Source organism: Pseudomonas sp. NPDC090592, assembly GCF_044769185.1.
In the GTDB taxonomy this organism is placed as follows: Bacteria; Pseudomonadota; Gammaproteobacteria; order Pseudomonadales; family Pseudomonadaceae; genus Aquipseudomonas.
In genome coordinates, this window is sequence record NZ_JBIVXJ010000004.1 from 20360 (window position 1) to 45330 (window position 24971).

The 24971-nt window shown below is 63.0% G+C and carries 22 protein-coding genes and 1 pseudogene; 5 read left to right on the forward strand and 18 right to left on the reverse strand.

Going from position 1 to position 24971, the window contains the following annotated elements:
* Positions 1-597 precede the first annotated feature (597 nt).
* From ACIQUI_RS04295 to ACIQUI_RS04335, 9 genes are all read right to left on the reverse strand, one after another.
* Entirely contained in the window at positions 598-1404 is an 807-nt protein-coding gene (locus ACIQUI_RS04295) for a CpsD/CapB family tyrosine-protein kinase (protein ID WP_403195214.1), read from the reverse strand.
* An 11-nt stretch (positions 1405-1415) separates the two neighbouring features.
* Positions 1416-2978 (reverse strand): GumC family protein, encoded by a 1563-nt coding sequence (locus ACIQUI_RS04300; RefSeq protein ID WP_403195216.1) that lies wholly within the window; start codon positions 2976-2978, stop codon positions 1416-1418.
* Between the two features lie 19 nt (positions 2979-2997).
* Positions 2998-4113, reverse strand: a complete 1116-nt coding sequence (locus tag ACIQUI_RS04305; protein ID WP_403195217.1) for a hypothetical protein — start codon at positions 4111-4113, stop codon at positions 2998-3000.
* 24 nt (positions 4114-4137) lie between these two features.
* Positions 4138-4695 (reverse strand): polysaccharide biosynthesis/export family protein, encoded by a 558-nt coding sequence (locus tag ACIQUI_RS04310; protein WP_403195219.1) that lies wholly within the window; start codon positions 4693-4695, stop codon positions 4138-4140.
* Positions 4696-4960: 265 nt separating this feature from the next.
* Positions 4961-5137, reverse strand: a complete 177-nt coding sequence (gene eppA / locus ACIQUI_RS04315) for an EPS-associated small membrane protein EppA (protein WP_284353647.1) — start codon at positions 5135-5137, stop codon at positions 4961-4963.
* Between the two features lie 249 nt (positions 5138-5386).
* A complete protein-coding gene (locus ACIQUI_RS04320; protein ID WP_403195221.1) occupies positions 5387-5929 on the reverse strand; it encodes a helix-turn-helix domain-containing protein in 543 nt (180 codons plus the stop codon).
* A gap of 77 nt (positions 5930-6006) precedes the next feature.
* Positions 6007-7425: a short-chain fatty acid transporter gene (locus ACIQUI_RS04325; protein WP_403195222.1), complete on the reverse strand. Its 1419-nt coding sequence runs from the start codon at positions 7423-7425 to the stop codon at positions 6007-6009.
* A 155-nt stretch (positions 7426-7580) separates the two neighbouring features.
* Entirely contained in the window at positions 7581-8237 is a 657-nt protein-coding gene (locus tag ACIQUI_RS04330) for a CoA transferase subunit B (RefSeq protein WP_403195224.1), read from the reverse strand.
* Positions 8238-8272: 35 nt separating this feature from the next.
* A complete protein-coding gene (locus tag ACIQUI_RS04335) occupies positions 8273-8971 on the reverse strand; it encodes a CoA transferase subunit A (protein WP_403195226.1) in 699 nt (232 codons plus the stop codon).
* A gap of 140 nt (positions 8972-9111) precedes the next feature.
* Here ACIQUI_RS04335 and ACIQUI_RS04340 point away from each other — a divergent pair, with 140 nt between their 5' ends.
* Together ACIQUI_RS04340 and ACIQUI_RS04345 are read left to right on the forward strand one after the other, a co-directional pair.
* Complete coding sequence (locus ACIQUI_RS04340) at positions 9112-10017, forward strand: LysR family transcriptional regulator (protein WP_403195227.1); 906 nt, start codon at positions 9112-9114, stop codon at positions 10015-10017.
* Positions 10005-10826, forward strand: a complete 822-nt coding sequence (locus tag ACIQUI_RS04345) for an aldo/keto reductase (protein ID WP_403195229.1) — start codon at positions 10005-10007, stop codon at positions 10824-10826. The genes ACIQUI_RS04340 and ACIQUI_RS04345 overlap by 13 nt, the downstream gene beginning before the upstream one ends.
* Positions 10827-11116: 290 nt before the next feature.
* On the opposite strand, the gene ACIQUI_RS04350 is transcribed toward ACIQUI_RS04345, so the two are convergent.
* From ACIQUI_RS04350 to lexA, 4 genes are read right to left on the reverse strand one after another with little or no spacing between them, the layout of a single operon-like run.
* Complete coding sequence (locus ACIQUI_RS04350) at positions 11117-14197, reverse strand: error-prone DNA polymerase (RefSeq protein ID WP_403195231.1); 3081 nt, start codon at positions 14195-14197, stop codon at positions 11117-11119.
* Entirely contained in the window at positions 14194-15612 is a 1419-nt protein-coding gene (locus ACIQUI_RS04355) for a Y-family DNA polymerase (RefSeq protein ID WP_403195232.1), read from the reverse strand. Before ACIQUI_RS04355 ends, ACIQUI_RS04350 begins: the two co-directional genes overlap by 4 nt.
* Before the next feature lie 6 nt (positions 15613-15618).
* On the reverse strand, positions 15619-16239 hold the full coding sequence (gene imuA / locus ACIQUI_RS04360) for a translesion DNA synthesis-associated protein ImuA (protein ID WP_403195234.1): 621 nt from the start codon (positions 16237-16239) through the stop codon (positions 15619-15621).
* Positions 16239-16856: a transcriptional repressor LexA gene (lexA, locus tag ACIQUI_RS04365; RefSeq protein ID WP_403195236.1), complete on the reverse strand. Its 618-nt coding sequence runs from the start codon at positions 16854-16856 to the stop codon at positions 16239-16241. Before lexA ends, imuA begins: the two co-directional genes overlap by 1 nt.
* Positions 16857-16948: 92 nt before the next feature.
* On the opposite strand from lexA, the gene ACIQUI_RS04370 reads away from it, so the two are divergent.
* On the forward strand, positions 16949-17605 hold the full coding sequence (locus ACIQUI_RS04370; RefSeq protein WP_403195238.1) for an HAD family hydrolase: 657 nt from the start codon (positions 16949-16951) through the stop codon (positions 17603-17605).
* Between the two features lie 280 nt (positions 17606-17885).
* Complete coding sequence (locus ACIQUI_RS04375; RefSeq protein ID WP_403195239.1) at positions 17886-18797, forward strand: LysR family transcriptional regulator; 912 nt, start codon at positions 17886-17888, stop codon at positions 18795-18797.
* On the opposite strand, the pseudogene ACIQUI_RS04380 reads toward ACIQUI_RS04375, so the two are convergent.
* The 4 genes and pseudogenes from ACIQUI_RS04380 to ACIQUI_RS04395 form a co-directional block, all read right to left on the reverse strand.
* Positions 18733-20115: pseudogene (locus ACIQUI_RS04380) on the reverse strand (MFS transporter); the annotation flags it as partial. The gene ACIQUI_RS04375 and the pseudogene ACIQUI_RS04380 overlap by 65 nt on opposite strands.
* Before the next feature lie 51 nt (positions 20116-20166).
* Entirely contained in the window at positions 20167-20490 is a 324-nt protein-coding gene (locus ACIQUI_RS04385) for an NIPSNAP family protein (protein WP_403195241.1), read from the reverse strand.
* Positions 20490-22208, reverse strand: coding sequence for an FAD-dependent oxidoreductase (locus ACIQUI_RS04390; protein WP_403195242.1), 1719 nt, complete (start codon positions 22206-22208; stop codon positions 20490-20492). The genes ACIQUI_RS04385 and ACIQUI_RS04390 overlap by 1 nt, the downstream gene beginning before the upstream one ends.
* On the reverse strand, positions 22205-23032 hold the full coding sequence (locus ACIQUI_RS04395; RefSeq protein WP_403195244.1) for an SDR family NAD(P)-dependent oxidoreductase: 828 nt from the start codon (positions 23030-23032) through the stop codon (positions 22205-22207). Before ACIQUI_RS04395 ends, ACIQUI_RS04390 begins: the two co-directional genes overlap by 4 nt.
* Before the next feature lie 177 nt (positions 23033-23209).
* On the opposite strand from ACIQUI_RS04395, the gene ACIQUI_RS04400 reads away from it, so the two are divergent.
* On the forward strand, positions 23210-24082 hold the full coding sequence (locus ACIQUI_RS04400; RefSeq protein WP_403195246.1) for a helix-turn-helix domain-containing protein: 873 nt from the start codon (positions 23210-23212) through the stop codon (positions 24080-24082).
* Positions 24083-24189: 107 nt separating this feature from the next.
* Here the strand turns inward: ACIQUI_RS04400 and ACIQUI_RS04405 are convergent, their stop codons facing one another.
* Positions 24190-24960: an IclR family transcriptional regulator gene (locus ACIQUI_RS04405; RefSeq protein ID WP_403195248.1), complete on the reverse strand. Its 771-nt coding sequence runs from the start codon at positions 24958-24960 to the stop codon at positions 24190-24192.
* Positions 24961-24971 lie beyond the last annotated feature (11 nt).

The following is a 24971-nucleotide window of genomic DNA, read 5'->3' on the forward strand; positions in this document are numbered from 1 at the left end:
ATGGCACCGGCTGCGCCGGTGTTCGCGGGCATGCCCGCTCCCACAGGGTCCCCTGCTAAATCAGTGAGTGAAGCGCAGTTCTGAGCGTACCGCGTATCCCTGTGGCGGGTTTACCTGCGGCTGTTCTTGTGGAAGATTGCCCAGCCCATTGGGCTGCACTGTCGCGCAGAGAACTTGCCGGGCGCACCGCATTCCCTGTGGGAGCGGGCGTGCCCGCGAAGAATCCAACGCGGTGCATGGCACCGGCTGCGCCGGTGTTCGCGGGCATGCCCGCTCCCACAGGGTCCCCTGCTAAATCAGTGAGTGAAGCGCAGTTCTGAGCGTACCGCGTACCCCTGTGGCGGGTTTACCTGCGGCTGTTCTTGTGGAAGATTGCCCAGCCCTTTGGGCTGCACTGTCGCGCAGAGAACTTGCCGGGCGCAGCGCATTCCCTGTGGGAGCGGGCGTGCCCGCGAAGAATCCAACGCGGTGCATGGCACCGGCTGCGCCGGTGTTCGCGGCGGTTCGACGCCTCGACGAGCCCGCTCCCACAGGGGTCCCTGCTAATTCAGTAAGTGATGCGCAGTTCTGTGAGAGCAGCCTTGTGCTGCTCCTGGTTCAATAGTAGGTGCGTGGCTGCTCGTCCGCCTTGTTCAACACCGTCCCCACCAGGTTCACCGTTGCCAGGTAATGCAGGCAATCCTCGATTTCCTTCTTGTTGTTCATCCCGTTGGCCACCACCAGCAATACACAATCGAACTTGGGTATCACGGTGATCGCATCGTCAGAGCTCAGCAACGGCGGCAAATCGAAAATGCAGATGCGCGACTCATAGCGATTGCGCAACTCGTCGATCAGGGTGTTTACCTTGGGCGAAGACAGCATCTCGGTCGACAACGGCACCGGCACCCGCGTCGGTAGCACCACAAAGCGTGGCAGGGTCGGGTTCACCAGGCAGTCCTGCAGCTCTGCCTTGTCCGTCAGGAACTCGTTCAGTGCCTGCTCCATGGGCAGGCCCAGGCAACTGCCTACCTTGGGCCGGCGCAGGTCGAAATCCACCAGCAACGCGGTCTTGGTGGTGTGGTGGGCGATACTCATGGCCAGGTTGATCGCCAGCACTGTCTTGCCCGCTTCAGGGGTTGGCGAGGTGATGGCGAGGGTACGCCAGCCGTTCTCGTCCATCATCCTGAGCACTTGCGTGCGTAGCAGGTCGATCGGCCCGTTCATGTTGGAATTCTTGTTGAACGCCACAATGCGATGGCGCTCCAGGTGGTCCGGGCGCAGCGGCACCACCTTGGTGGTTACGTAGTCGAACTGGCCTGGCACTTCCGCCAGCGCCGTACCTGGTGGGGGTGATAATGTCTGGGGGGTACCAGGGGTAACCTGATGAAGATTGTTGCCAACAGCCGGCTTGATCCTGTCCATCACTGCTTTCCCTATGCAAACCGAGATATGACTTTGAACAACAGCACATCCAGTGGCATGTAGAACACGTGCACCAGCACTACCATGATAGCCGCCAACGCCAGTGCCGCCAGGATCAGCCAGTTACGCCAGCGCTTGCGCCGGGCGACGTCGGCCCGCGTATCGATATAGGGCACTGCCACCAGCACCCGTTTGCCCAGCAGGTTTTCCAGGGCGCCGACGCCGCGGACACGCTGGTTGAGCATTTCCAGCAGCATCACCAACGCACCGCCACCCGCCGGTGCCAACACCAGCCCCAGGGCGGCAATTTTCTTGCGGTTGGGCTTGATCGGTTTTTCAGCCAGCAGTGGTGGCTCCAGCAGAACAAAGCGCTCGGCCTTGTTTTCCTGCTCCAGGCTTTCGGTAATCTTGGCGCCCATTTCCTTGGCGCGGATTTCTTCGTACTTCTTGCGCGCGTTGTCGTGGTCACGCATCAAGGTCACCAGGCCACGCTCGACCTGAGGTGCCTCCAGGATCTCGGCCTCGTAGCCTTCCATCTTCTTGGTCAGTTCGCGCTTCTGATCGGCCAGTGAAGTGATGCGTTCCTGGGCAGCGCTCATCTTGGCGCGAACGCGAGCGACGTCGAGGCTCACCGAGGAGGCCGCCGTTGTGCGACTACCCGTGGCTTCCAGGGCCTGGATCTTGCGCTTTATCGCCACCACATCCGGGTGGGCGTCCTTGTAGCGGGTCAGCAAGCGGGCGTATTCGGCCTTCAGGCTGGGCAAGTCCTCGGGTTGATCGGCAGTCGCCTGGCGGGTGCCATCAGTGACCTTGGTGGCCAGCCCGGCATTGGCCGCAGACAGCTCCAGCTCCAGGTAGCGCAGCTCTTCCTGGGCAGCCTTGTAATCACGGTCGACTTCGCGGAACTCCAGCTCCGAGCGCGACAACATGTTCATGCGCAGGGTCTGGTGCTCGGGCAAGGCATTGGCATGAGCCTGCTTGAAGTCGGCCAGCTGGTTCTCCAGGCTGGCAAGCTCCGCCCCCAGTTTGTTGGCCTCCTGGGTGAGGAACTCGGTGGTTTCGTTGGCGCGTTCGGTACGCTGCTTGAGGTTTTCGTTGAGGAACAACGTTACCAGTTCGTCAGCCACTTCCTTGGCCACCTGCGCCTGCTTGTGCTCGAAAGACACATTGAATGCCACGGTCGCTTCACCGCGACCGCGCACGAAGGTGGTAAGCGTTTCGACCACGATGGCGTTGCGCATCTGGTCGATCTTGTCGCTTTCGCTCAGGCGCTTGTCGGCAAACAGGTCGTACTTGCCAATGATGCGCAGCAGGTTTTCGCGGGTCATCACCCGCTGGCGAATCACCTCGATGCGCTCATCGGCAAAGCTGGTGTTGTTGGTCGACACCAGCTCGGGGGAAATCTGCTGTGACTCCACCAGGATGGTGCCGGTCGACTGGTAGATCGGCGGCACCATCAACGCGACAGCCACGGTCGCGGCAAGAATGACTGCGACACTCACCCCTAACACCAGGGCCCTGTCCTTGATAATGGCGATGTAATCTCTGATGGAGAGTTCGTAGTCAGACTTCATGGGGCCACCTGCCTGAAGTTCAGATGTCGGGGTACCTGTACGTCAACGTCAAACCAACGATCGTAGCGGTTGCATCCGCTACATGGTCCTGCTGCCGTTCCTTGTACATCAGCGACAGGCGCAGGTCCCAGTACGGCGAGAACTGGCGGCTGGCCCAAACGCTGTAAGTCTGCAACGTGTTGGGGCTCTGGCCCTTGCTGTCTTGCCAGGCCGCGTCCGCACCTACCCGGTTCAGCTCGCTGACCGCGTAGCTCCAAACGCCGCGTACCTGGTCCAGCTCGGCAAAGCCACCTTCGGCGCTGGCCACCGTGCTGCGTTCGGCGGTAAAACTGGCGTCCGCGCGCACGCCGGTGTACAGCAACGAAACACCGCCCTCCCCGCGCCGGCCACCTTCATCGCCAGACACTTTGTTGACGCCTACATGCGCGTCGGCACTCAGGCGCTCGGAAAGCTGGTACTTGATCCCCACCGCCGGGGTGTAGCTGTTGGAAGCCGTGGCAGTAAGGTCTTGCTCGGGCTCGTAGCGCCGGGCGCCGAAACGCGTGTACAGATCAGCCCGCTCGCTCCAGGCGTAGGTCCAGGTAAACACGTTCGCCAACTCGTCGTAGCCCGTCAGCGAACTGATGTCATAACGGGCACGGTTGTAAGTGGTTTCGTTGCTCAAGGTGCTGCGTTCGGTGACCGCCTGGCTCCAGTTGCCAGTCAGGGTATACAGCTTTTGCGTACCGTCGGTGGTGATGACGCCAGTGTCCAGCACCGTCCCCGACAGGGTCGAGCTTTCGTTGTAGCGTGCCACCAGGCCGAAACGCCCACGCTCGGTCGTGCGTTGCCAGCCCAGGCTCAGGTCAGGGTCTTCGCGGTTGTCGACCACGTCCGTGTCGGATGAGCGCAACACATGCATGCCTAGCCCCAACCTCAATTCGTCACGGTCGAAGGTTCCGATCAAGGTGTAGTCCGGCGCAATGATCGTGCGCGTTACGCCCTTTTCCCCCGAGGTCAGCAACAAGGGGTTGCTGTCGTATTCGACGGATGTCGGTACCACCACCGTAGACTGCCAATTTGCCGCCAGGACCGCGTCCGTGAACGGCAATACCAGGATTGCCGTTGCAATGCGTGTTGTTTTAAGAAGTGGCATTAAATGTTCTTATTAAAGGCAAGATCAAGGAACGACCAGCGTATCGCCAGCCTGAAGTTGGATGTTGGTGGACATGTCCCGTCCAGACACCAGGTCCTTATATCGCACGGGCAAGATCTTTTGTGAAGCGCCCGTGCCGCGGACCACCTTGATTTCGCTTTCGTCAGCAAACTTGTCCAGGCCGCCCGACATGCTCAGGGCCTGAAGCACCGCCGTAGGGCCTGCCATTTGCACGGCACCCGGCTTGATCACTTTGCCTTGGACATAGACCAGGTTGCCAGCGATGCTCTTGACGACAACGCTGACGTTCGGGTCGGGGAGGTATTTGTTGAGTTTGGTAGCCACCTGTTGTTCAACTGCCGTTACATCCAGCCCGGCAACATTGATGGGCCCGACCAAAGGGAAGGTGATACTGCCATCGGGGAGTACGGTGGCTTCTTGACGCAGGCTCTCTTCCTGCCACACCGAAACCATGACGACATCACCGGGGCTGAGCAGGTAGGGCGCACTGCTCTGGTCAGCGTTGCCCACACCGGACCACACTGTCAGCATGCAGAATGCAGCAATCAATGAACGCTTCATGAGGGTCCCTCCGGCCAAATGGCCCGACAAAGAGCACTGAATGAGAACAGCACACCAACTCTCGCTCCGCTTCGCGGCTTATGCCCGCCGCGATGGCCTCGACCTCCCTGGAGGCCCTTGCCTTGACGCTGTAACCTGGGGTGCAACGCCCTGCAATCCTGGGCCTTCTTGGGCTAATGGGAATATAGCAACGGTTGGGAAATTCACAAGCCGGCCCCCGGGCTTGCGACAACCAATATCCACTTACCGGATGGGCCGGTCAGTTTCAGATCTTTCTTCTATTGGCCACCAGCACAAAGCCAACAACGGCGAATGCCATCAACCAGCCTGCGGTTGAAACAGGAATGATACTGTTCTGATTTACATACGAATCTGCGGCGCGAGCAGCACCACTCAGCAGCACGAGCAAAAACATCGATTTGATAATCAGAGTCGTGCGCATACGCCCCTCCAAAAATTCAGGATAATCAATTAGTTATTTGCGTGTTACGGCGGGAGTTGTTTCGCTGTTGACTTGAGCTTATGGGCACAATGACACTACGTCAATGATCCGACACCATAATAAAATTCAATGGGCGATGGGCAGATTCGTCAAAATATCGACATGCAGAATATGCAAGGGCGTGCGAGTTGATGAAGGCTGCGTTTCAGGGCTGAGAACGGAGGGGGCCGTGTTCGACCCCCGCTCTTTTCATTCGTCTGCGTGGTGAACCACGACCAGCAATTGCGCCGGCTGGGCACCCACCGAGCGGAGGCGGTGCGGTGTCTGGGCGTTGAAATGCAAGGCATCGCCCTGCTCCAGCAATACCCGTTCGCTCATGAAGTCCACTTCCACCTGGCCGGCATGCACGAACAGGAACTCCTCGCCCTGGTGCTCCTTGAAGGTGGGGTCGCTGAACTCGGACGGCGGCTGGATCAGGAACGGCAACAGGCTGCGCTGGCCGATCTGGCTGGTGAGGGCCGCGTAGCCCGGCCCTTGCCCATCACCCACCAAGGCCTGGCGTTCGCCATGGCGTACCAGGCTGTAGCGGCTCTGGCCAACCTGTTCTTCAGCGAACAGCTCTTCAACATTCACGTTCAACGCCCGCGCCAGTTTCAACGCTGCGGCGATCGAGGGGGTATTGAGGCCGCGCTCCACCTTGGACAGGTAGCTTTTGGTCATGCCGGTCTTGTCGGCCAGCACTTCCAGGGTCATCCCCAGTTTCTTTCGCAGCAGTTTCAATCGGATAGACATGTGAAGCGGGTTCCCAGGCTGAGGCAGCCATGATACGCATCTGACGGCTGCCGCCAAGCCTGTAGGCCCACCTTGGGCTACGGCATTACCGGAGGCACGTATTGCAACGTTGTACCCAATGCCCACAGCAACACTAGAACCAGCGGCACATGCACCAGCAACTGTACGAACGAAAAGCCGATCAGGTCACGTGCCTTCAGCCCCAACACCCCCAGCAGCGGCAGCATGTAGAACGGGTTGATCAGGTTCGGCAAGGCCTCGGCCGCGTTGTAGATCTGCACCGCCCAGCCCAGGTGATACTGCAGGTCATTGGCCACCAGCATCACATAGGGCGCCTCGATGATCCACTTGCCGCCACCCGAAGGAATGAAGAAGCCCAGCACTGCCGAATACACGCCCATCAGCACGGCATAGGTGTCATGCGTGGCGATCTGGGTGAAGAACAGCGATATGTGATGGGCCAGGGTCTGCTCGTCCACACCCTTTACCTGGGTGAGGATGGCCGCGATCGAGCCATACAGCGGGAACTGGATCAACACCCCGGTGGTGGTTGGCACCGCACGGGCGACGGCGTCAAGAAAACTGCGCGGCCGCCAGTGCAGCAAGGCACCGAGCATGATGAACAGCAGGTTGTAGGTGTTCAGGCCAGAGATGGCGGTAATCGCCGGTTTGGTGGCGAACTCCTGGTACAGCCAGCCAGCGGCAAGGGCCACCAGCATCAGGATCAGAATGGGGCTGTGTTCCAGCCACTCCCCCGGGCGGGTGCGCTGTGGTGTGGGTGGCGCGGTGAAGCTGGGGTCTACACCACAGTCTTCGGCGCTACGTGCACTGTTCGGGCCTGGGGCCGTGGCGTAGGCGATCACCAGCGAAACCACCACAAGCGCCCCCAGCATCACACCCGACTGCCAGAGAAAGATGGTTTCGGTAAATGGAATGACGCCGGTAATCGACAGAATCGAGGGTGGCAGGCTGGCCGGGTTGGCTTGCAGTTGCGCTGCAGATGACGACAGGCCCAATGCCCACACGGCGCCCAGGCCCAGGTAAGCTGCAGCACCCGCTGCGCGGTAGTCCATCTTCAAGTCGGTGCGCCGGGCCAGGGCGCGTACCAGCAGGCCGCCGAACACCAGCGACAGGCCCCAGTTGAGCAGCGACGCCAGCATCGAGATCAGCGCCACCCAGCACACCGCTGAACGGCCATTGGCGGGGATGCGTGCCAGGCGGTCGATCAACCGTGCCGCGGGTGGCGAGCTGGCCACCACATAACCGCCGATGACCACGAAGGCCATTTGCATGGTGAACGGGATAAGGCTCCAGAAGCCATCGCCAAAGGCCTTGGCGGTGTCGGTCGGTTTGGCCCCCATGGCCAGGGCACCGATACACACCAGCAGTACGGCCAGGGCGGCAAAGACCCAGGAATCGGGGAACCAGCGTTCGGCCCAGTTGGAACAGCGCAAGGCAAAGCGGGCGGAGCGGCTGTCTTGAATTTCAGCGGCCACAGTGGCATTCCTTTTATTGGTTTTATGAGGTGAAACAGTACTATCAGACAACGCAAAAACCCTGTGGGAGCGGGCGTGCCCGCGAATGCGTCGGTAAACTCACCGCAGCATTCGCGGGCATGCCCGCTCCCACAGGGTAGGACCGTGTAATGCCTTTAGAAGGTCATTTCCTTCACATCATCCGCCACGATCAGCTTGCCGGCGGTTTTCGCGATGATTTCCTCAACGCTCACCCCGGGTGCGGTCTCGCGCAGGATGAAGGCGCCGTCTTCGATTTCCAGGTAGGCCAGGTCGGTCAGCACCTTGCGGATGCAGCCGGCGCCTGTCAGGGGCAGGCTGCACTGCGCCAGCAGCTTGGACTCACCGTCCTTGGAGGCGTGGGTCATGGTGACGATGATGTTCTCGGCGCCAGCCACCAGGTCCATGGCACCGCCCATCCCCTTGACCAGCTTGCCGGGGATCATCCACGAGGCAATGTTGCCCTGCACGTCTACCTCGAAAGCCCCCAGTACGGTCAGGTCGACGTGGCCACCACGGATCATCGCGAACGATTGCGCAGAATCGAAGATCGAGGCGCCGCGGCGGGCGGTGACAGTTTGCTTGCCGGCGTTGATCATGTCGGCATCGAGGGTGCTTTCGGTGGGGAATTCGCCCATGCCAAGCAGGCCGTTTTCCGACTGCAGCATTACATCCATGTCGGCGGGTACGTAGTTGGCCACCAGGGTTGGAATGCCGATGCCCAGGTTGACGTAGTAGCCGTCCTTCAGTTCACGGGCAACGCGTTGTGCCATCTGTTCGCGGGTCAGTGCCATGGTCAGGATCTCTTTGTTGTTCTGGTGGAGGGCGCTCAGGCCTTGACGGTGCGCTTTTCGATACGTTTTTCGAAGGTGCCGACGATGACGCGGTCCACGTAGATGCCCGGGGTGTGGATCTCGCTGGGCAACAGCACGCCAGGCTCGACGATCTCTTCCACTTCGACCACGGTGATCTTGCCGGCGGTGGCTGCCAGCGGGTTGAAGTTTTGCGCGGTGTTGCGGTAGACCACGTTGCCGTAGTGGTCGGCTTTCCAGCCCTTGACGATGGCGAAGTCACCGGTGATGGATTCTTCGAGGATGTACTTGCGCCCGTTGAACTCGCGCACCTCCTTGCCCTCGGCTACCGGGGTACCGTAACCGGTGGCGGTGAAGAACGCCGGGATACCGGCGCCGCCAGCGCGCATCTTCTCGGCCAGGGTGCCCTGCGGGGTCAGTTCAACCTCTAGTTCGCCGCTGAGCAACTGGCGTTCGAACTCGGCGTTTTCGCCCACATAGGAGGCGACCATCTTGCGGATCTGCCGGTCTTCCAACAGCACGCCCAGGCCAAAGCCGTCGACGCCGCAGTTGTTGGAGACCACGGTCAGGCCCTTGACGCCAAGCCGCTTGATTTCGCTGATGAGGTTTTCCGGGATGCCGCACAGGCCGAAACCACCGGCCAGTACTGTCATGTTGTCGGTCAGGCCTTCAAGGGCCTGTTCATAGGTTGCAACGCGCTTGTCCAGTCCGGCCATGCTGATCCGCCTTTTGTAGTTGTTGAACCGACGAGGCTGTCGGTGAGCGTGTGCAGACATCTTCACCGCAAGCGACTGATTTGTTAATTTTGTTTTCGTCATCGATTGATAACTTTTACAAAACAAACAATAGGCCTGTCATGAACGTCAAGCAACTGCGCGCCTTTGTCGCCGTGGCCAAGTACCAGAGCTTCGCCCAGGCCGGTGAACACCTGCATGTCTCGCAACCGGCGCTGAGCCTGACCATCAAGGCCCTGGAAGAAAACCTGGGCGGCGCCCTGCTCAGCCGCACCACACGTAGCGTCAGCCTGACCGCCGAAGGCGAGGTACTGTTGCCGCTGGCGCGGCGCCTGCTGGCCGATTGGGACGATACCGAAGAAATGCTGCGCCAGCGCTTCACTCTGCAACTGGGCCGGGTGGCGGTGGCGGCCATGCCGGCTTTCGCCGGCAATTTGCTGCCCCACTCGCTCAAGGTATTCCGCCGACGTTACCCCAAGGTCAACGTCACCGTGCATGACGTGATCAACGAACAAGTGCTGGAACTGGTGCGCCATCGTCGCGTCGAACTGGGCATCGGCTTCGAACCGGACAACATCGACGGGCTGCACTTTCACCCTTTGTACATGGACCGTTTCGTTGCGGTGGTCCCCGCAGATTCGCCCTTGGCACTGCTGCCCCAGGTCAGCTGGGCACAGTTGATGGCCGAAGACTTCGTAGCCCTGCAACGCCCTTCGGCGGTACGCCTGCTGATGGAGCAGAATGTGGCTGCCCAACACGGCAAACTGACCGTGGCCTTCGAGAGCCACCAGCTGGCAACGATTGGCCGCATGGTTGCCAGCGGCCTGGGGGTGAGTGCCGTACCGGCGCTGTGCATCAGCCAGATGCAGGAGTTGGGTGCCCGTTGCGTGACCTTGGTGGAGCCCACGGTCGAGCGGCGTATCGGCGTGATTGCCCTCAGCGAACACAAGCTTTCCACCGCAGCGCAGGCGCTGCTTGAGGTTCTGCTTTCCAACACCCGCACCCCGGAGGTGACATGCGTTACGTGAAACTGGCAGGCTCGAGTGTTCCGGCCATCGGCCAAGGTACCTGGTACATGGGTGAAGACCCAGGCCGCAAGGCTGCCGAAGTGGCGGCCCTGCAGCAGGGTATCGAGCTGGGCCTGAGCCTGATTGACACTGCCGAAATGTATGCCGAAGGCGGCGCGGAAGCGGTCGTTGGCCAGGCCATTGCCGGGCGCCGCGACCAGGTTTTTCTGGTTAGCAAGGTCTACCCGCACAATGCCAGTGCGCGCAGCATGGCAGCCGCCTGCGAGCGCAGCCTCACGCGCCTGGCTACCGACTGCATCGACCTGTACCTGCTGCATTGGCGTGGCCAGCACCCGCTGGAGGAAACCGTCGAAGCCTTCGAGCGTTTGCGCGAGCAAGGCAAGATCAAACGCTGGGGCGTGTCCAACTTCGACGTCGACGACCTGCGTGAGCTGCACAACCCTGACTGTGCCACCAATCAGGTGTTGTACAACCCGGCCCAGCGCGGCATCGAGTTCGACCTGCTGCCGTGGAGCGAAAAGCGCGGCCTGCCGACCATGGCTTACTGCCCGCTGGCCCAGGCTGGGCGCCTGTTGCAGCACCCGACGCTGGCAGAAATCGCCGAGCGCCATGGCGCCACGCCGGCCCAGGTCAGCCTGGCCTGGGTAACCCGTACTGAGGGCGTGATCGCCATTCCCAAGGCGGTGGAGCCTGAGCATGTGCGGCTGAATGCGGCTGCGGGCTCGCTAACCTTGACCCGTGAAGACCTGCGGGCGATAGACCTGGCGTTCCCGGCGCCTACGCGCAAGCAGCGGCTGGCGATGGTGTGACCAGCAAGCGGTAAACTACCCGCGAAGAATCTAAGTGTTGCATGGCACCGGCTGCGCCGGTGTTCGCGGCTAAAGCCGCTCCCACAGGCATAGTGCTAACTCGAAGCCAGCACAGTTCCTGTGGGAGCGGGCGCGCCCGCGAAACAGGCAACGCAGTGGATGGCACCGGCTTTGTCGGTGTTCGCGGCGGTTCGACGCCTCGACTCGCCCGCTCCCACAGAGATTGCGCGAGCTTTAATATTTTAAACAAGACAGTTGCTCCCAGAGCGATCCGCGCAAGGCCCGGAGGATTAATGGAAGTCCCGGCTGCGTACATCCAGCCCCTGCAACAATGGGCTCACATCTTCCAGCCGCCGCGCAATCAAGTGCCTTACCCCCTGCTCCTGCTCCAGTCGCCCGCTGACCTTGAGCAACTGCGACCCTACCAGCGCCCGCCGCTGCCGTTCGGCCAAGTCCCGCCACACCACCACGTTGACCATTCCGTGCTCATCTTCCAGGGTCACGAAGGTCACGCCGCTGGCAGTCTGTGGCCGTTGGCGCCCTACCACAAGGCCAGCCACGGCAATGTTGTCGCCATGCTCGACACCCTGCAGCTCCAGCGAACTGCGACACCCCAGCGCCCTCAGGCGCGAGCGCAACAGGGCCAACGGATGCGGCCCGAGCGTGGTGCCCAGGGCCTGGTAATCGGCCACCAGGTCCTCAGCCACGGTGGGTACAGGCAAATTCACGGGTGCTTCGGGCGCTGCCTGCACCTCAGCGAACAGGGGTAACTGCGGCTGCACCGCCGCTACCTGCCAACGTGCCTGGTGCCGATCGCGGGCCAGGGCGCGCAACGCCCCACCTTCAGCCAGCCGGGCGCGGGCGCGGGCGTCGAGCCCGGCACGCAGGCACAGGTCTTCGACATCGCGCCAGGGCCGCTGCGCCCTCGCCTGCTCCAGGCGTATGGCATCGGCTTCGGCCAGGCCGCGTACAAGGCGCAAGCCCATACGAATGGCCAGCGCCCCTGCCGCCTTGGGTTCAAGGGTGCAGTCCCAGTCACTGTGGCACACGTCCACCGGCCGTACTTCGATACCCTGGCGGCGAGCCTCTTGTAGCAACTGATCGGGGCTATAGAACCCCATCGGCCAGCTATTGACCAATGCGCAGGTGAAGATTGCCGGTTCATGGCACTTCAGCCAGCTGCTGGCATAGCACAGCAAGGCAAAGCTGGCTGCATGCGACTCCGGGAAGCCATAGCTGCCAAAGCCTTTGATTTGCTCGAAGATGCGCTCTGCAAAGGCCAGCTCGTAACCATTGCGCAGCATGCCTTGCACCAACCGTTCGCGGTGCGGTTCCAGGCCACCGTGGCGCTTCCAGGCGGCCATGCTGCGGCGTAGCTGGTCGGCCTCGCCCGGCGTGTAGTCGGCCGCGACCATGGCCAGCTCCATCACCTGCTCCTGGAACAGGGGTACACCCAAGGTACGCTCGAAGACGTCCTTGAGCTGAGGTGATGGGTAAGTCACGGGCTCCTGTTTCAGGCGCCGGCGCAAGTAGGGGTGCACCATGTCGCCCTGGATCGGCCCAGGGCGGACAATCGCCACTTCTATGACCAGGTCATAGAAGGTCCTGGGTTGCAGCCGGGGCAGCATGGCCATCTGCGCACGCGACTCGATCTGGAACACGCCCATGGTCTCGGCACGGCTGATCATCGCGTAGGTGGCCGGGTCCTCGCCGGGGATCGTGGCCAGGGTCAGCGCTTGACCGCGATGGCGTTGCAGCAGGTCGAAACAGCGGCGCAAGGCACTGAGCATGCCCAGAGCCAGCACATCGACCTTGAGCAGGCCGACCATGTCCAGGTCGTCCTTGTCCCACTGGATCACCGTGCGCTCCGCCATGGCAGCATTTTCCACCGGCACCAGTTGGTCGAGTGGTTGCTGGGAGATGACGAAACCTCCCGGATGCTGCGACAAATGCCGGGGGAAACCGATCAGTTCGCCAGCCAGCACCAACACCCGCCGCAACGATGGGCTGCCGGCCTCGAAGCCGGCTTCCGCCAGGCGCTGGTCATCGGGAATGCGGTCGCTCCAGCGGCCACAGCATTTGGCCAGGGCATCCACCTGGTCCGCCGGCAAACCCAGCACGCGCGCAACATCCCGCACGGCACCCGCGGCATGGTAGGTATTGACCACCGCAGTCAGCGCCGCACGGTGTCGGCCATAGCGGTTGAACACGTACTGGATCACTTCTTCGCGCCGGTCGTGCTCGAAGTCCACATCGATATCCGGTGGCTCGTTACGTTCGCGCGACAGGAAGCGTTCGAACAGCAAGCGGTGCTCCATGGGGTCCAGTTCGGTGATACCCAGCACGAAACACACCACCGAGTTGGCTGCCGACCCACGGCCCTGGCAGAGGATGCGCTGGCTGCGGGCAAAGGCGACGATGTCGTGCACGGTCAGGAAATAACTTTCGTAGCCAAGCTCCTCGATCAGCGCCAACTCCTTGGCCAGTACGTCACGCACTTTGCCGCTGGCCCCTGCTGGCCAGCGCAACGGCAAGCCCTGCTCGCACAGCTCACGCAACCAGCTCGCCGGGGTATGGCCCTGGGGCACCAGTTCGCGGGGGTACTGGTATTTCAGCTCGCTCAAGTCAAACTGGCAGCGCTCGGCAATGGCCAGGGTCTCGGCCAGCAGGTCGGCGGGATAGAGTTCGCCCAATTGTGCCTGGCTGCGCAGGTGGCGCTCGCCATTGGCAAACAGAAAGCGACCGGCCTCTGCCACCTGGCAATGCTTGCGAATGGCAGTCATGCAGTCCTGCAACGCACGGCGGCCGCGCACATGCATGTGCACATCGCCACAGGCCACGGCGCGAATGCCCACTTCTGCCGCCAGGCTTCGCAAGCGTTGAAGGCGCAAACCATCGTCACTGCCACGGTGCAGGTGCACGGCCAGCCACAGGTGCTCGCCAAACACGCTGCACAGCCACTCGCCAGTGGCCGTATCGTTGTGGTCATCGGCTATCCATATCGCCAGCAGGCCATCAGTGTGCTGCTGCAGGTCATCGCGAAGCAGTTGGTACTCGCCCTTAGGTGCCCGCCGGCGAGCCCGGGTGATCAGCGCACACAAGTTCTGGTAGCCGATCAGGTTCTCTACCAGCAGCACCAGCTTGGGGCCGTCCTGGAGTTGAACCTCACTGCCTACGATCAGCCGCAGCTGGTGCGCCTTGGCAGCCTGCCAGGCCCGGACGATTCCGGCCAGGGTACATTCGTCAGTGATCGCCAAGGCCTGGTAACCCTGGTCACGTGCTCGCCGGAACAGCTCGTCGGCACTCGATGCACCGCGCTGGAAACTGAAGTTGGACAAGCAATGCAGCTCGGCATAACCCGGGGTGTTCATGCAAACCAGCCCTGCAGCCACATAGGGCCGGCCTGGCCCAGGTCGCGATAGGCCCAGCCACGCAGGCCATCACGGGTTTCGATACGGTAGTAGTCGCGGCGTACGTCGCCACCATCCCACCAGCCTGATTCAATCCGTTCAGCGTGGCCGTGTACCTGGTAGCCGGCATCGTCCAGCGCTAGCGGCGCCGGCAGCAGCCAGCCTGGGCGGCTGCCCGGGGCAACCGGCAGGTTGCCTTGAGCACCCTGCTCAGCCAGTTGCCAGGCACATTCGGGGCGGTGATCGGCTGCCGCTGTAAGCCCTTTGACGGCATCGTCCCCCAGGCGGGCGCGCAGCCGCTCGCGCAACTGCTCCCAAGGCTGCGCCTGTTGCGCACGTGGGTCGAACAACGCTTGGTGCTGCGGCACAAAAGGTGGCAGGTCGTCGGCCACCAGCCGCAGGTTGCGAACGGGTGCGGGAATGCGCAGCGGCTCCAGGCGCCCACGGGCCAGTTCGAACAGCATGCCGGCATCGCGTTCGGCTGCCAGCAAGCCTACCTTGAGCAGCGTGTCCGGCCCATCGGCATGTTCCAGATGCAGGCAGAAGCGTTGCACACCACAGTCACGCCCGGCGAGAAACGCCGCCAGGTCGTTGAGCATGCGCCGCAGCGGGAACAGCAGCGCCTGATGCGACTCGACGTCGAAGTTCAGCTCCAGCCGGGTCTCGAAGCGATCCGGTGGCAGGTAGAAGTGCAGCCCCGCATTACGCAGGCCGATTAGCTGATCGAGGTGCAGCTGTACCTGGGCGCCAAAGCGCCTGGCCAACGTATCACGCGGCAAGGCCAGCACCTGGCTCAGCTGGCGCAAGCCCATGCGGCTGAAGGCTTCGGCGGCCTCGACCGGCAAGCCGATACGTGTAATGGGCATGCCTGACAGTACTGCTCGGGTGGCCTCGGCATCAGCCACCGCAAGGCCATCATGACCATTGGCAAGCATGCGTGCCGCCACCGGGTTGCTGGCCATGACGATACGATGGCGCAGGCCCAGATCTGCAAGCTCCTGGCGCAAGCGTGCTTCAAACAATGGCCAGGGGCCGAACAGTTGCAGGCTGGAGCCCACCTCCAGTAGCAACGCACGTGGGTAATGCAGGCTGACCTGGGCGCTGAAGCGGTAGGCCCAGGCCGCCAGCAATTGCTGCACCTGTTCGATACGCCCGGGGTCGGCTTCGACACAAGTGAAACCATCGGCCAGGGCGCGAGCTGCCGTCAGGGTTTGCCCTGCCCGCAGCCCAAGTGCAGCTGCTGCCGGGTTGACAGCTTGCAGTACCCGGCGCTGGGTAGGCCCAGCCAATAACGCCAAGGGTGTGTCGGGGTCGTCACGCTCACGCAGGATTGTGTCCAGCGCCAGCTGAGGGAGCAGGATGCAGGCCCAGAGCATGGTGCATCAGCCCCGCCCTGAACAGGCGATGGGCAGCGCTGGTGGCATGCCGCCCCGGCTTTTCAGCACACGCCACTGCGCCGGACGTGTGTCGATGGCTATGCGCAAAGCAGCTGGCGACGGGTTGTGCGCCGCTTGATGCGGCCGGCAGGCAAAGGCCAGCGCCTGGCCGGTTTCCGCAGCTACCTGCAAACGCCGCAGGGCTCGGTCATCAGCACGCTCAGGCCAGCACAGCACCGCGGCGCAGCTGCCGGAGCGCAGGCACTGCTCGGCAGCCCACAGGGCATCGGCAGGCTCGGCATCCACCTGTACCAGCCAGCGCAGGTCCACGCCTGCCGCTTGCCACGCAGGGGCATAGGGAATAAAGGGCGGCGCCACCAGCACCAGCCGGCTGGCTTGCGCACTGAGCCGCGCCAGCGTTGGCCACAGCAGTTGCAGTTCGCCGCAACCGGGGCTGGCCAACAACAGTTCGCTAAGTGCCGCTGCCGGCCAGCCGCCTTCAGGCAGGCGCTCGTCAAGGCTGGCATGCCCGGTCGGCTGCAACCCGATTGGCCGGGCCTGGGCCTGCCGGCCGCGCCATACACGGCGCTGGTCGAGCAGCCTGTCGAGATCGACCACCGCGCCCATCAGTCGCGCCTCAGCAAGCCGCAGAACACGCCTTCGATAAAGAACTCCTGCTCAGGCTGCACATCGATGGGCGCATAGGCCGGGTTGCGTGGCAACAGCCGATAATTGCTGCCCTGGCGTTGCAGGCGCTTGATGGTCACTTCGCCGTCCAGGCGCGCAACCACTATCTGGCCGTCGCGGGCGTCGGCCTGCTGAAGGATACCGACCAGGTCACCGTCGAAGATGCCGTCGTCGATCATCGAGTCGCCACGTACTTTAAGCAGGTAGTCGGGTGTACGGCGGAACAGGCTTGGGTCGAGCAGCAACTGTTCGTGGATATCAAGATCCGGGCCGATGGGGGCGCCAGCTGCTACCTGGCCCAACACCGGGACTTCGAGAATTTCCGGCCGACGTAACGGTTCGGCCAGGCGAATGCCCCGCGCCTGGTTGGGCGTGACATCGATATAGCCAGCCTGGGAAAGGGCGGTGATGTGCTTGCGGGCTACGCTGCGCGAAGCAAAACCGAAGCGTGTGGCGATATCGGCCAGGCTGGGTGGCTGGCCATGATCGGCAATGCGCTCACGGATGAACTCGAAAATGGCGCGGCGTTTGGGAGTAAGATTGTCCATGGAGCACATTTGTACTCCTTTCGGAGCATGCTGAACAGCCCCCCTTGTCGTCAGCTTTGGTTATCATCCGCTGGCTCGTGTTTTTCTGATCTGGATATCCCATGCTGACTGCGCTGCTGTTCGACCTCGACGGAACCTTGACCGACACCGACACCCTGCACTTGCAGGCTTTTCGCCAACTGCTGCGTGAGCATGACGGCCGCGAGCTGAGCCAGGCGCAGTTCGATGCCCAGGTAAGCGGCCGCGCCAACGGTGAGTTGTTCGCCGAACTGTTCACCGGGGCCAGTGCCGAGCAGTGCCAGGCGTTGGCCGACCGCAAGGAAGCGCTGTTCCGCGACATGTCGCCGCAGCTGGAGCCTATGCCAGGCCTGCTGCGCCTGCTGGCCCATGCCGAGGCCAAAGGCATGGGCATGTGCGTGGTGACCAACGCGCCGCGGCTGAACGCCGAGCACATGCTGGGCGCCATGGGCCTGGCCCAGCGGTTCGAGCATGTGCTGGTGGCCGAAGAACTGGCGCGCCCCAAGCCGGACCCTCTGCCCTACCTCACCGGGTTGCAGCGGCTGGGTGCTGAAGCCGGGCAGGCGCTGGCCTTCGAGGACTCGCTGCCCGGTGTTGCAGCGGCCAGTGGTGCCGGCATATTCACCGTGGGCGTGGCTACCACCCAAACGCCGGAGCGGTTGCTGGCGGCGGGGGCCGGGTTGGTAGTCGATGATTTCAATGATCCGGCATTGTGGGCATTAGTCGAGCGTATGGCTTAAGTTGGTTGTTGCCTGAGAGATCGAGCGCCGCCCGCGCGGCGCATCGCGAGCAAGCTCGCTCCTACATTTGTTTCGGGCCAGTCACGCCTGTGCCAGCGCGCGCGACCGCCTTGGTCGTACGACGCGATATCGAGCCATGCGCCAAAGCGTTCGCGCGCAAATCCCACAGGAATGATTGGCCCGAAACAAATGTAGGAGCGAGCTTGCTCGCGATGCGCCGCGCGGGCGGCGCTCGATCTCAATGCCCCCATAACCCCCAAGCCATGCACCCAAGGCCCCCATGCTCATCGACGAAGAACTGACCCTCAAGAAGCTGGAAACATTTCTCGCCTTCATGCGCACCGGCAACCTCGGCCGTGCGGCCGTCGAGCTCTCCACCAGCGCGGTCAGCGTGCACCGCGCCATCCACTCGCTGGAGAGTGCCCTGCGCTGCCCACTGTTCAAGCACGAAGGCCGCCAGCTGATCCCGCTGGAAAGCGCCTACGTGCTGGAGAAAAAAGCCCGGCAACTGATCCAGGACGCCGAGCAGATGGTGCGCCAGACCCGCGAAGCCGCCGGGTTCTATGCCGAGCGCTTCCGCTTGGGGGCGCTCTATTCGCTGACGGTAAAAACCGTGCCCAAACTGGTCATGGGCCTGAAACTGCGCCGTAGCGAACTGAACATCGACCTCACCCTGGGCTCCAACGTCGACCTGCTGCAGCGCCTGAAAAACCACGAGTTGGAGGCCATTCTGGTTTCACTCGATGAAAGCGCCAGCGACCCGGCTTGCGAGCAACTGCCGTTGTTCTCTGACGACATCTTTCTCGCGGTGCCCACTGACTCGCCCTTCGCCGGGCAAGCCGAGCTGGACCTGGCCGACCTGGCCGACTCCACCTTCATCACCCTGACCCAGGGCTTTGCCACCCACCGCGATGGCACACGGGTGTTCCAGCAGGCCGGCTTCGAACCGAAAGTGGCCATGCAGGTGAACGATATCTTCACCCTGCTGAGCATGGTCAGCTCGGGCGTGGGCTTCGCCCTGCTGCCCGGGCGCATCGCGGCGGTGTATGAGAACCGTGTCAGGTTGATTGCCTTGAAGCCGCAATATCGCTTGCAGCAGCATATCGGCGTGGTGTTTCTGAAAGCGCGGGAGCGGGAGCCGAACCTGCTGGCGCTGTTGGCAGAGTGCCGGATGTACAGCCTGGAACGCTAAGCTGCCGTGCAGCCTGCCGGCCTTGCAGCCACACGGCCAAGGCTGCAAGCCCGGCCGGCAGCAACAGCGAGGCGAATACCTGCGTAAAGCTCCAGCCCAGTGCCAACATCTGCGCCCCGGCAAACGCGCTTAAAATCGCCCCCAGCCGGCCGATGCCGCTCATCCAGCTGGCGCCGGTCGCCCGCGCCTCGGTCGGGTAAAAGCCTGCCGCCAATGCATTCATCCCCACACTGGCCCCGTTCAGGCCAAACCCCACGGCCCATGCAGTTGCGCACAACCAGGCAAAGTCCCCGTTCACCTGGCCAATCGCAAAAATCACCGCGCCACTGAACAGGAAAGTCAGGACCAGAACACGTTGCGCCCGATAACGGTCCATGGCCCAGCCTACGCTGATGGCACCCACCGGCCCGCCGATCTGGAAACAGGCGGTGACAATGGCCGCTTCCGACACCGAGAAACCACCCCCCTCCTTCACCAGCGTCGGCAGCCAGCCGCTGAACAGGTAGACCAGGAACAGTGCCAGCACATAGCCCGCCCACAGCATCAACGTACCGAAGCGGTAGCGCGGTGACAGGATGGTGCCGATCGCACCGCCCGTGGCCTGCGGGTTGGCGGGCATGACGAAGGCGCTGTCGGCGTTGAACTGCTCAGGTGCCAGACGGCGAACAATGGCCAGTATGCGCTGCCGGTCCGCGCCTTTGCTGACCAGGAATGTCACCGATTCCGGCAAGCGCCAGTACAGCAGCGGCAAGGTCATCAGCGGCAGTACCCCACCCAGCACCAGCACACTACGCCAGCCCAGGTTGGGGATCATCCAGGCGCTGACGAAGCCACCCAAGGCTGCGCCGAGGGAGAACCCGCAAAAGGCCAGGGTGATGAGTAACGAGCGGCTGCGCGCCGGTGCGTATTCGCTGACCAGGGTACTGGCATTGGGCATGGCAGCACCCAGGCCCAGGCCAGTGAGCAAACGCAGCGCGACCAGGGTTTCCAGGTTTGGGGAAAAGGCCGAGGCCAAGGTCCAGATGCCAAACAACAGCACGCTGCACAGCAAAACCACCTTGCGCCCGTAGCGGTCCGCCAGTGGGCCGGCGATCAGGGCACCGAGGGCCAGGCCGATCAAGGCTGCGCTCAATACCGGCCCCAGGCTTTGCGCACCCAGGCCCCAGTCGCTTTTCAGTTGAGGGGCTATGAAACCGATGATGGCAACGTCCAGGCCATCCAGGGCAATGATCAGAAAGCCGAGGAGCACCACCCATTTCTGGTAGCGGCCGATGGGTTGCTGGTCTATCAGTTGGCGCACGTCGAGCGTGTTGTTCATGGGGTATCACCTGTTTTTGTTGTTATGAAGGTGCAAAGCATCCGGGGTTCTTCACCCGAGGCTAGGCAAGCGCACAGGCCTGATGATCCTTGTCTCCTGGGCCACCACCAGATCACGGGTGGCATGCAGATAAGCGGCAAAATCCGGGTCGGCATCCCGCGCGGCGCTGCGCTTTTCAAAGTCATCGAGGCTGTCATACCCCCACAGGTGCACCACCTGGTTCAGCGGCCCGATGCTGCTGGTGTAGAACGCCAGCGGTGCACCGAGGTGACGCAGCAGGATGGGCATGGCCAACTGGTCGAAGGCTTCGAGAAAGGCCGCCATGCAGCGCGGGCGGATGGTATAGATGCGGTGATCGACCACGGCCCTGTCCATCAGGCCACCTCCCGTGCATTGCCCGCAGCCGCAAGCCCCAGCTCGACACCTGCCAGGTGGCACCCGGTGATGTAGCCAAAGGTCATGATCGGCCCCAAGGTGATACCGGCACCCGGGTAGTTGCCGCCCATGATGCTGGCGCGGTCGTTACCCACCGCATACAGCCCCTCGATGGGCTGCCCATCGGCCGCCAGCACTTCGCCGACCACGCTGGTGCGCAGCCCGTCGAACGTGCCCAGGTCGCCCATGATGACCTTCACGGCAAAATACGGCCCCTCGCCCACTGCGGCCACACACGGGTTGGGCCGTTGCTGCGGGTCGGCCAGGTAGCGATTGAAGCTGGTCGTGCCGCGGCCATACTGGCGGTCTTCACCCTGCTCGGCCCCAAGGTTGTACTCGCGCACGGTTTGCTCCAGCCCTTGCGCATCGATCCCTGCCTTGCCTGCAAGTTCGGCCAGGGTCTTGCCCTTGAGCAGGTAGCCATTACGCAACAGCGGCCCCATCGGCATGGGCGCCGGCTTGGCGAAGCCCAGGCCGTACTTGGCCAAGGTGCGGCGGTCGCACACCAGCCACATGGCAGTTTCCACTTGCCCGGCGCAGGCCTCGATCAACGCTGCACCCACGTCATGGTAGGAATTCGACTCGTTGGTAAAACGCCGGCCTGAACGGAGCACCCCGATCACGCCCGGTTTGTAGCGGTCGAGCAAATGCGGAAAGGCGATATGGCGCCCGCCGCCCACCGGCACCTTCGACACTGGCATCCAGGCCGCAGGTGCCTGCAGGCAGATATCCACCTTGGCACCCAGCGCCTCGGCCATGCGTGCGCCATCGCCGGTATTGCCGGCCGGCACGGGTGAAAAATGCTCACCGCCACGACGTACATGCGGGTAGGCCTGACGGACACGTTGCAGGTCATGGGAGAACCCGCCACAGGCCAGCACCACGGCGCGCCGGGCCTGGATGCGCAGTTCGCTGTCGGCTTGCCCTGCCAGTGCGCCCACCACCCGCCCGCCTTCGCGCAACAATTGCCGCGCAGGTGTGCCGGTCAGAATCGGGATGCCCAGGTCCAGCGCCGAACGCACCAGCCTGGCCGCCAGGGCATTGCCGCTGGTGACCTGGGTGCCACGGCGGTACAGGGCCAGCTCCTTCAGGTGGGTGAGCAGGCGGTTGGCCACGTACACGAACGACGTCAGCGAGCGGGTAACGTTGAAGAAATGTTTGAGATCGGCATTTGACGAATTGAACATCATGCCGATGAAGGTGATGGTTTTCAGTGGCGGACGCAGGCGGGCCATGTCTGGCCCCAAGCCACGAATGTCGTAAGGTGCGGCCAGTATCGAGCGGCCGACATCGACACCACCGGCTTGCTGTGGGTGATAGTCGGGGTACAGGGTGGGCACAAACCTGACGGCGGTCTCCCGCTCGAAAAAGTCCACCATTTGCGGCCCAAAGCGCAAGAACGCCTCGACCCCCTTCGCGTCATAGCAGGCACCCGCTTCGTTACGCAGGTAGGTTACTGCTGCCTCAGGGCTGTCGTTGGCCCCATGCCTGTTGCCAGGCACCCACAACACACCGCCGGAAAACGCCGTAGTGCCGCCAAAGCAGTCATCCTTTTCGATGACGATCACATCAAGGCCGTGCTTTTTCGCCGTTATCGCCGTGGCCAGGCCACCGGCGCCGGCGCCGATCACCAGTACATCGCAGCTACGCGTGTTCATGGGCGCGCCCCCTCGAAGCCGGGACGCGGGATCAGCGCCATGGGCATGCTTTCGAGCCCGCCATCCACCGTCAACTCCGCACCGTTGATGTAGTCGGCACGCCGGCTGGCCAGGAACAGCACGGCTTCAACGATGTCCTGGGGTTCGCCGATGCGCCGGTTGGCGGTCATGGCGCTGCGCTGGCGCTCGACCTGCGGGTCGGCATAGAACGCCGCCGACAAGGGCGTGCGGATCAACCCTGGGCAGACGGTGTTGCTGCACACCCCGTTTGGCCCCCACTCAACGGCAATCTGCCGCGATAGCATGCTGACCCCGGCCTTGGCCGCACTGTAGGCACCGCTGTTGGGTTGCGGATAGTGCGCGGCAATCGAGGCCACGTGCACGATACGGCCCTGACCGCGAGCCAGCATCGAACGGCCAAAGGCCTGGGCGCACAGCAGGTAGCCACTGAGGTTGACCGCCAGCACCTGGTTCCACTGCTCCAGGCTCAGGGTATCCAGCGCACCGGGCCGCAGCACGCTGGCATTGTTGACCAGCACATCGCAGCGCCCATGCAGTGCCTGCACCTGGGCAGCGGCCTGCTCCACGCTGGCCGGGTCGGCGATGTCGCAGCCCAGCGCGCTGACCTCGCCAACACTGTGCTCGCCAAGGGTGGCAGCCAGTTCACGGCATTTGTCCAGATCGCGGTCCAGCAACACCACATGGGCCTGCTGCTCGACCAGGGCGGCGGCCAGTGCCGCCCCTATACCGCCGGCCGCGCCGGTGACCACGCATACGGCCGAGTCCAGGCCCAGCCACTGAGAGGGAATATTGTTGTTGTGCATGCTGCTCTCCAGAGTGTCGCTTCATCTGGGGCACAGCCTAGGGCCGGCAGGCACGCCCGCAGAATGGACAAAACCTGCAACCAACCACACATTCCCGACAATTTTGCCTCTGCCCCCTGAAGCCTGCGGATGGCTGTGGCACAGTAGCCCGGTACCGAACAGAACAATTACAACAACATGAACAAGATCCCCAACTACGCCCTGTACGGTGAAACCGCACAACCGGTGTGGCACGCAGCCCTGCATGTGGAGCAGATCTCCCAGCGCTCCGGCGCCCACAACTGGGAGATTGCCGCACACCGTCACGATGGCTTGCTGCAACTGCTGTACCTGCAGAGCGGCGGTGGTGAAGTGCTGTTCGACAGTGACCGGCTGCAGGTGCAGGCACCGTGCGTGGTGTATGTGCCCGCGCAGGTGGTGCATGGTTTCCATTGGGCCGGCCACGTCGAGGGCCAGGTCATTACTGCCGCCCAGCACCCGCTGGAAAGCATCGCCCAGGTGCTGGCACCTGGCCTGTTGCCGCAGGTGCGCAAACCGCAGGTGATCGCCCTGCCGGTATGGGCCGCCGACGAAGACCCGTTGCTGCCGCTCTGCCATGCGTTGCGCGAGGAGTACCACAACCGCGCCCGCGAACATGTGGCCTGCAGCATGGCACTGCTGCTGACGCTGCTGATCCAGGTACTGCGCCATGAGCCCCAGGCGGCTGAAGGCGAACAGCGTCCGCCATCCAGGCGCAGCCAGCAACTGGCCGGGTTTCGTGAACAGGTAGACATGCATTACCGCACCCATCGGCCACTGGGCGACTACGCTGCCGAGTTGGGCATGACCCTGGCCACGCTGGGGCGCCTGTGCCAGGAGCATCTGGGCATGACACCGATGCACGTGATCAATGCCCGGCTGATACTGGAGGCCAAGCGCATGCTCGGGCATTCGAGCCTGAGCGTTAAGGAGATTGCCCATGAGCTGGGGTTTGTCGATGTGGGGTATTTCAGCCGGTTCTTTCGCAAGCAGGCAGGGGTGAGCCCTAGTGGCTTTCGCGAGGGCCAGTAACACCTGCATGATTTGTTGTGGCCTGCACCGGCCTCTTCGCGGGCTCGCCCGCTCCCACAGGTCCTGTGCAACCCCATGCAACACGCTTAGCCTGTGGGAGCGGGCATTCAGGCCAAGGCCCGCTGCACATCGCCCACGGTGGTCGCCAGGCTGCTCAGGTGCAGGTTCAGCACCTGCTCAACCGGCGCCTGGTCCACCGGCCAGTGCAAGGCAATACTCCCGGCAAGGCGCCCTTCGGCATGCACCGGCAGCGCAATGGCGCGAATCAGGAACGGCAAGCGCACCGGGTATTCCCAGTGCCCTTCGGTTCGCTGGCCAAAGCCCTTGTGTGCATCCTCCTCGATATCACGCAGCAGCGTGTCATCGCCCAGGCGCTGATGGGCCGCCAGACGCTGCACTTCATCACCCGCCAACTCTCCCAGGCATGCCCGCCCCATCGCCGAGTGAAACAGGCTGGCATGGTGCCCGACGATCTGGCAGGTATGCGGGTAGCGCTTGCGCAACACCTGCGGAATGGCGCTCTCCATTACCTCCAGCCGTTCGCCGTCGAAGCACGACAGGTCCACCACCAACCCGGTGCGCTCGCTCAGCTCCAGCAGCATAGGAGCAGCACTTTCCACCAGGCGCCGCTTGAAACGCATCTGCCGGTCACCAAACAGGCGCCGCGCGCACAGGCGATAACGCCGGTCGCTGAGGCCGCGGTAGATCCAGCCCTGCTCCTGCAAGGTGGCCAGCATGCGCGACACCGTGGCCTTGGGCAGGCCAGTCAGGTAATGCAGTTCTTCCAGGCCCAGTGCCTGGTGCTCGCCGAGCAGGTCGACGATGGCCAGCGCCCGCTCCACCGAACGCACGCCGCCACTGTCTGCCGTGATGCCCATGGGTATGACCT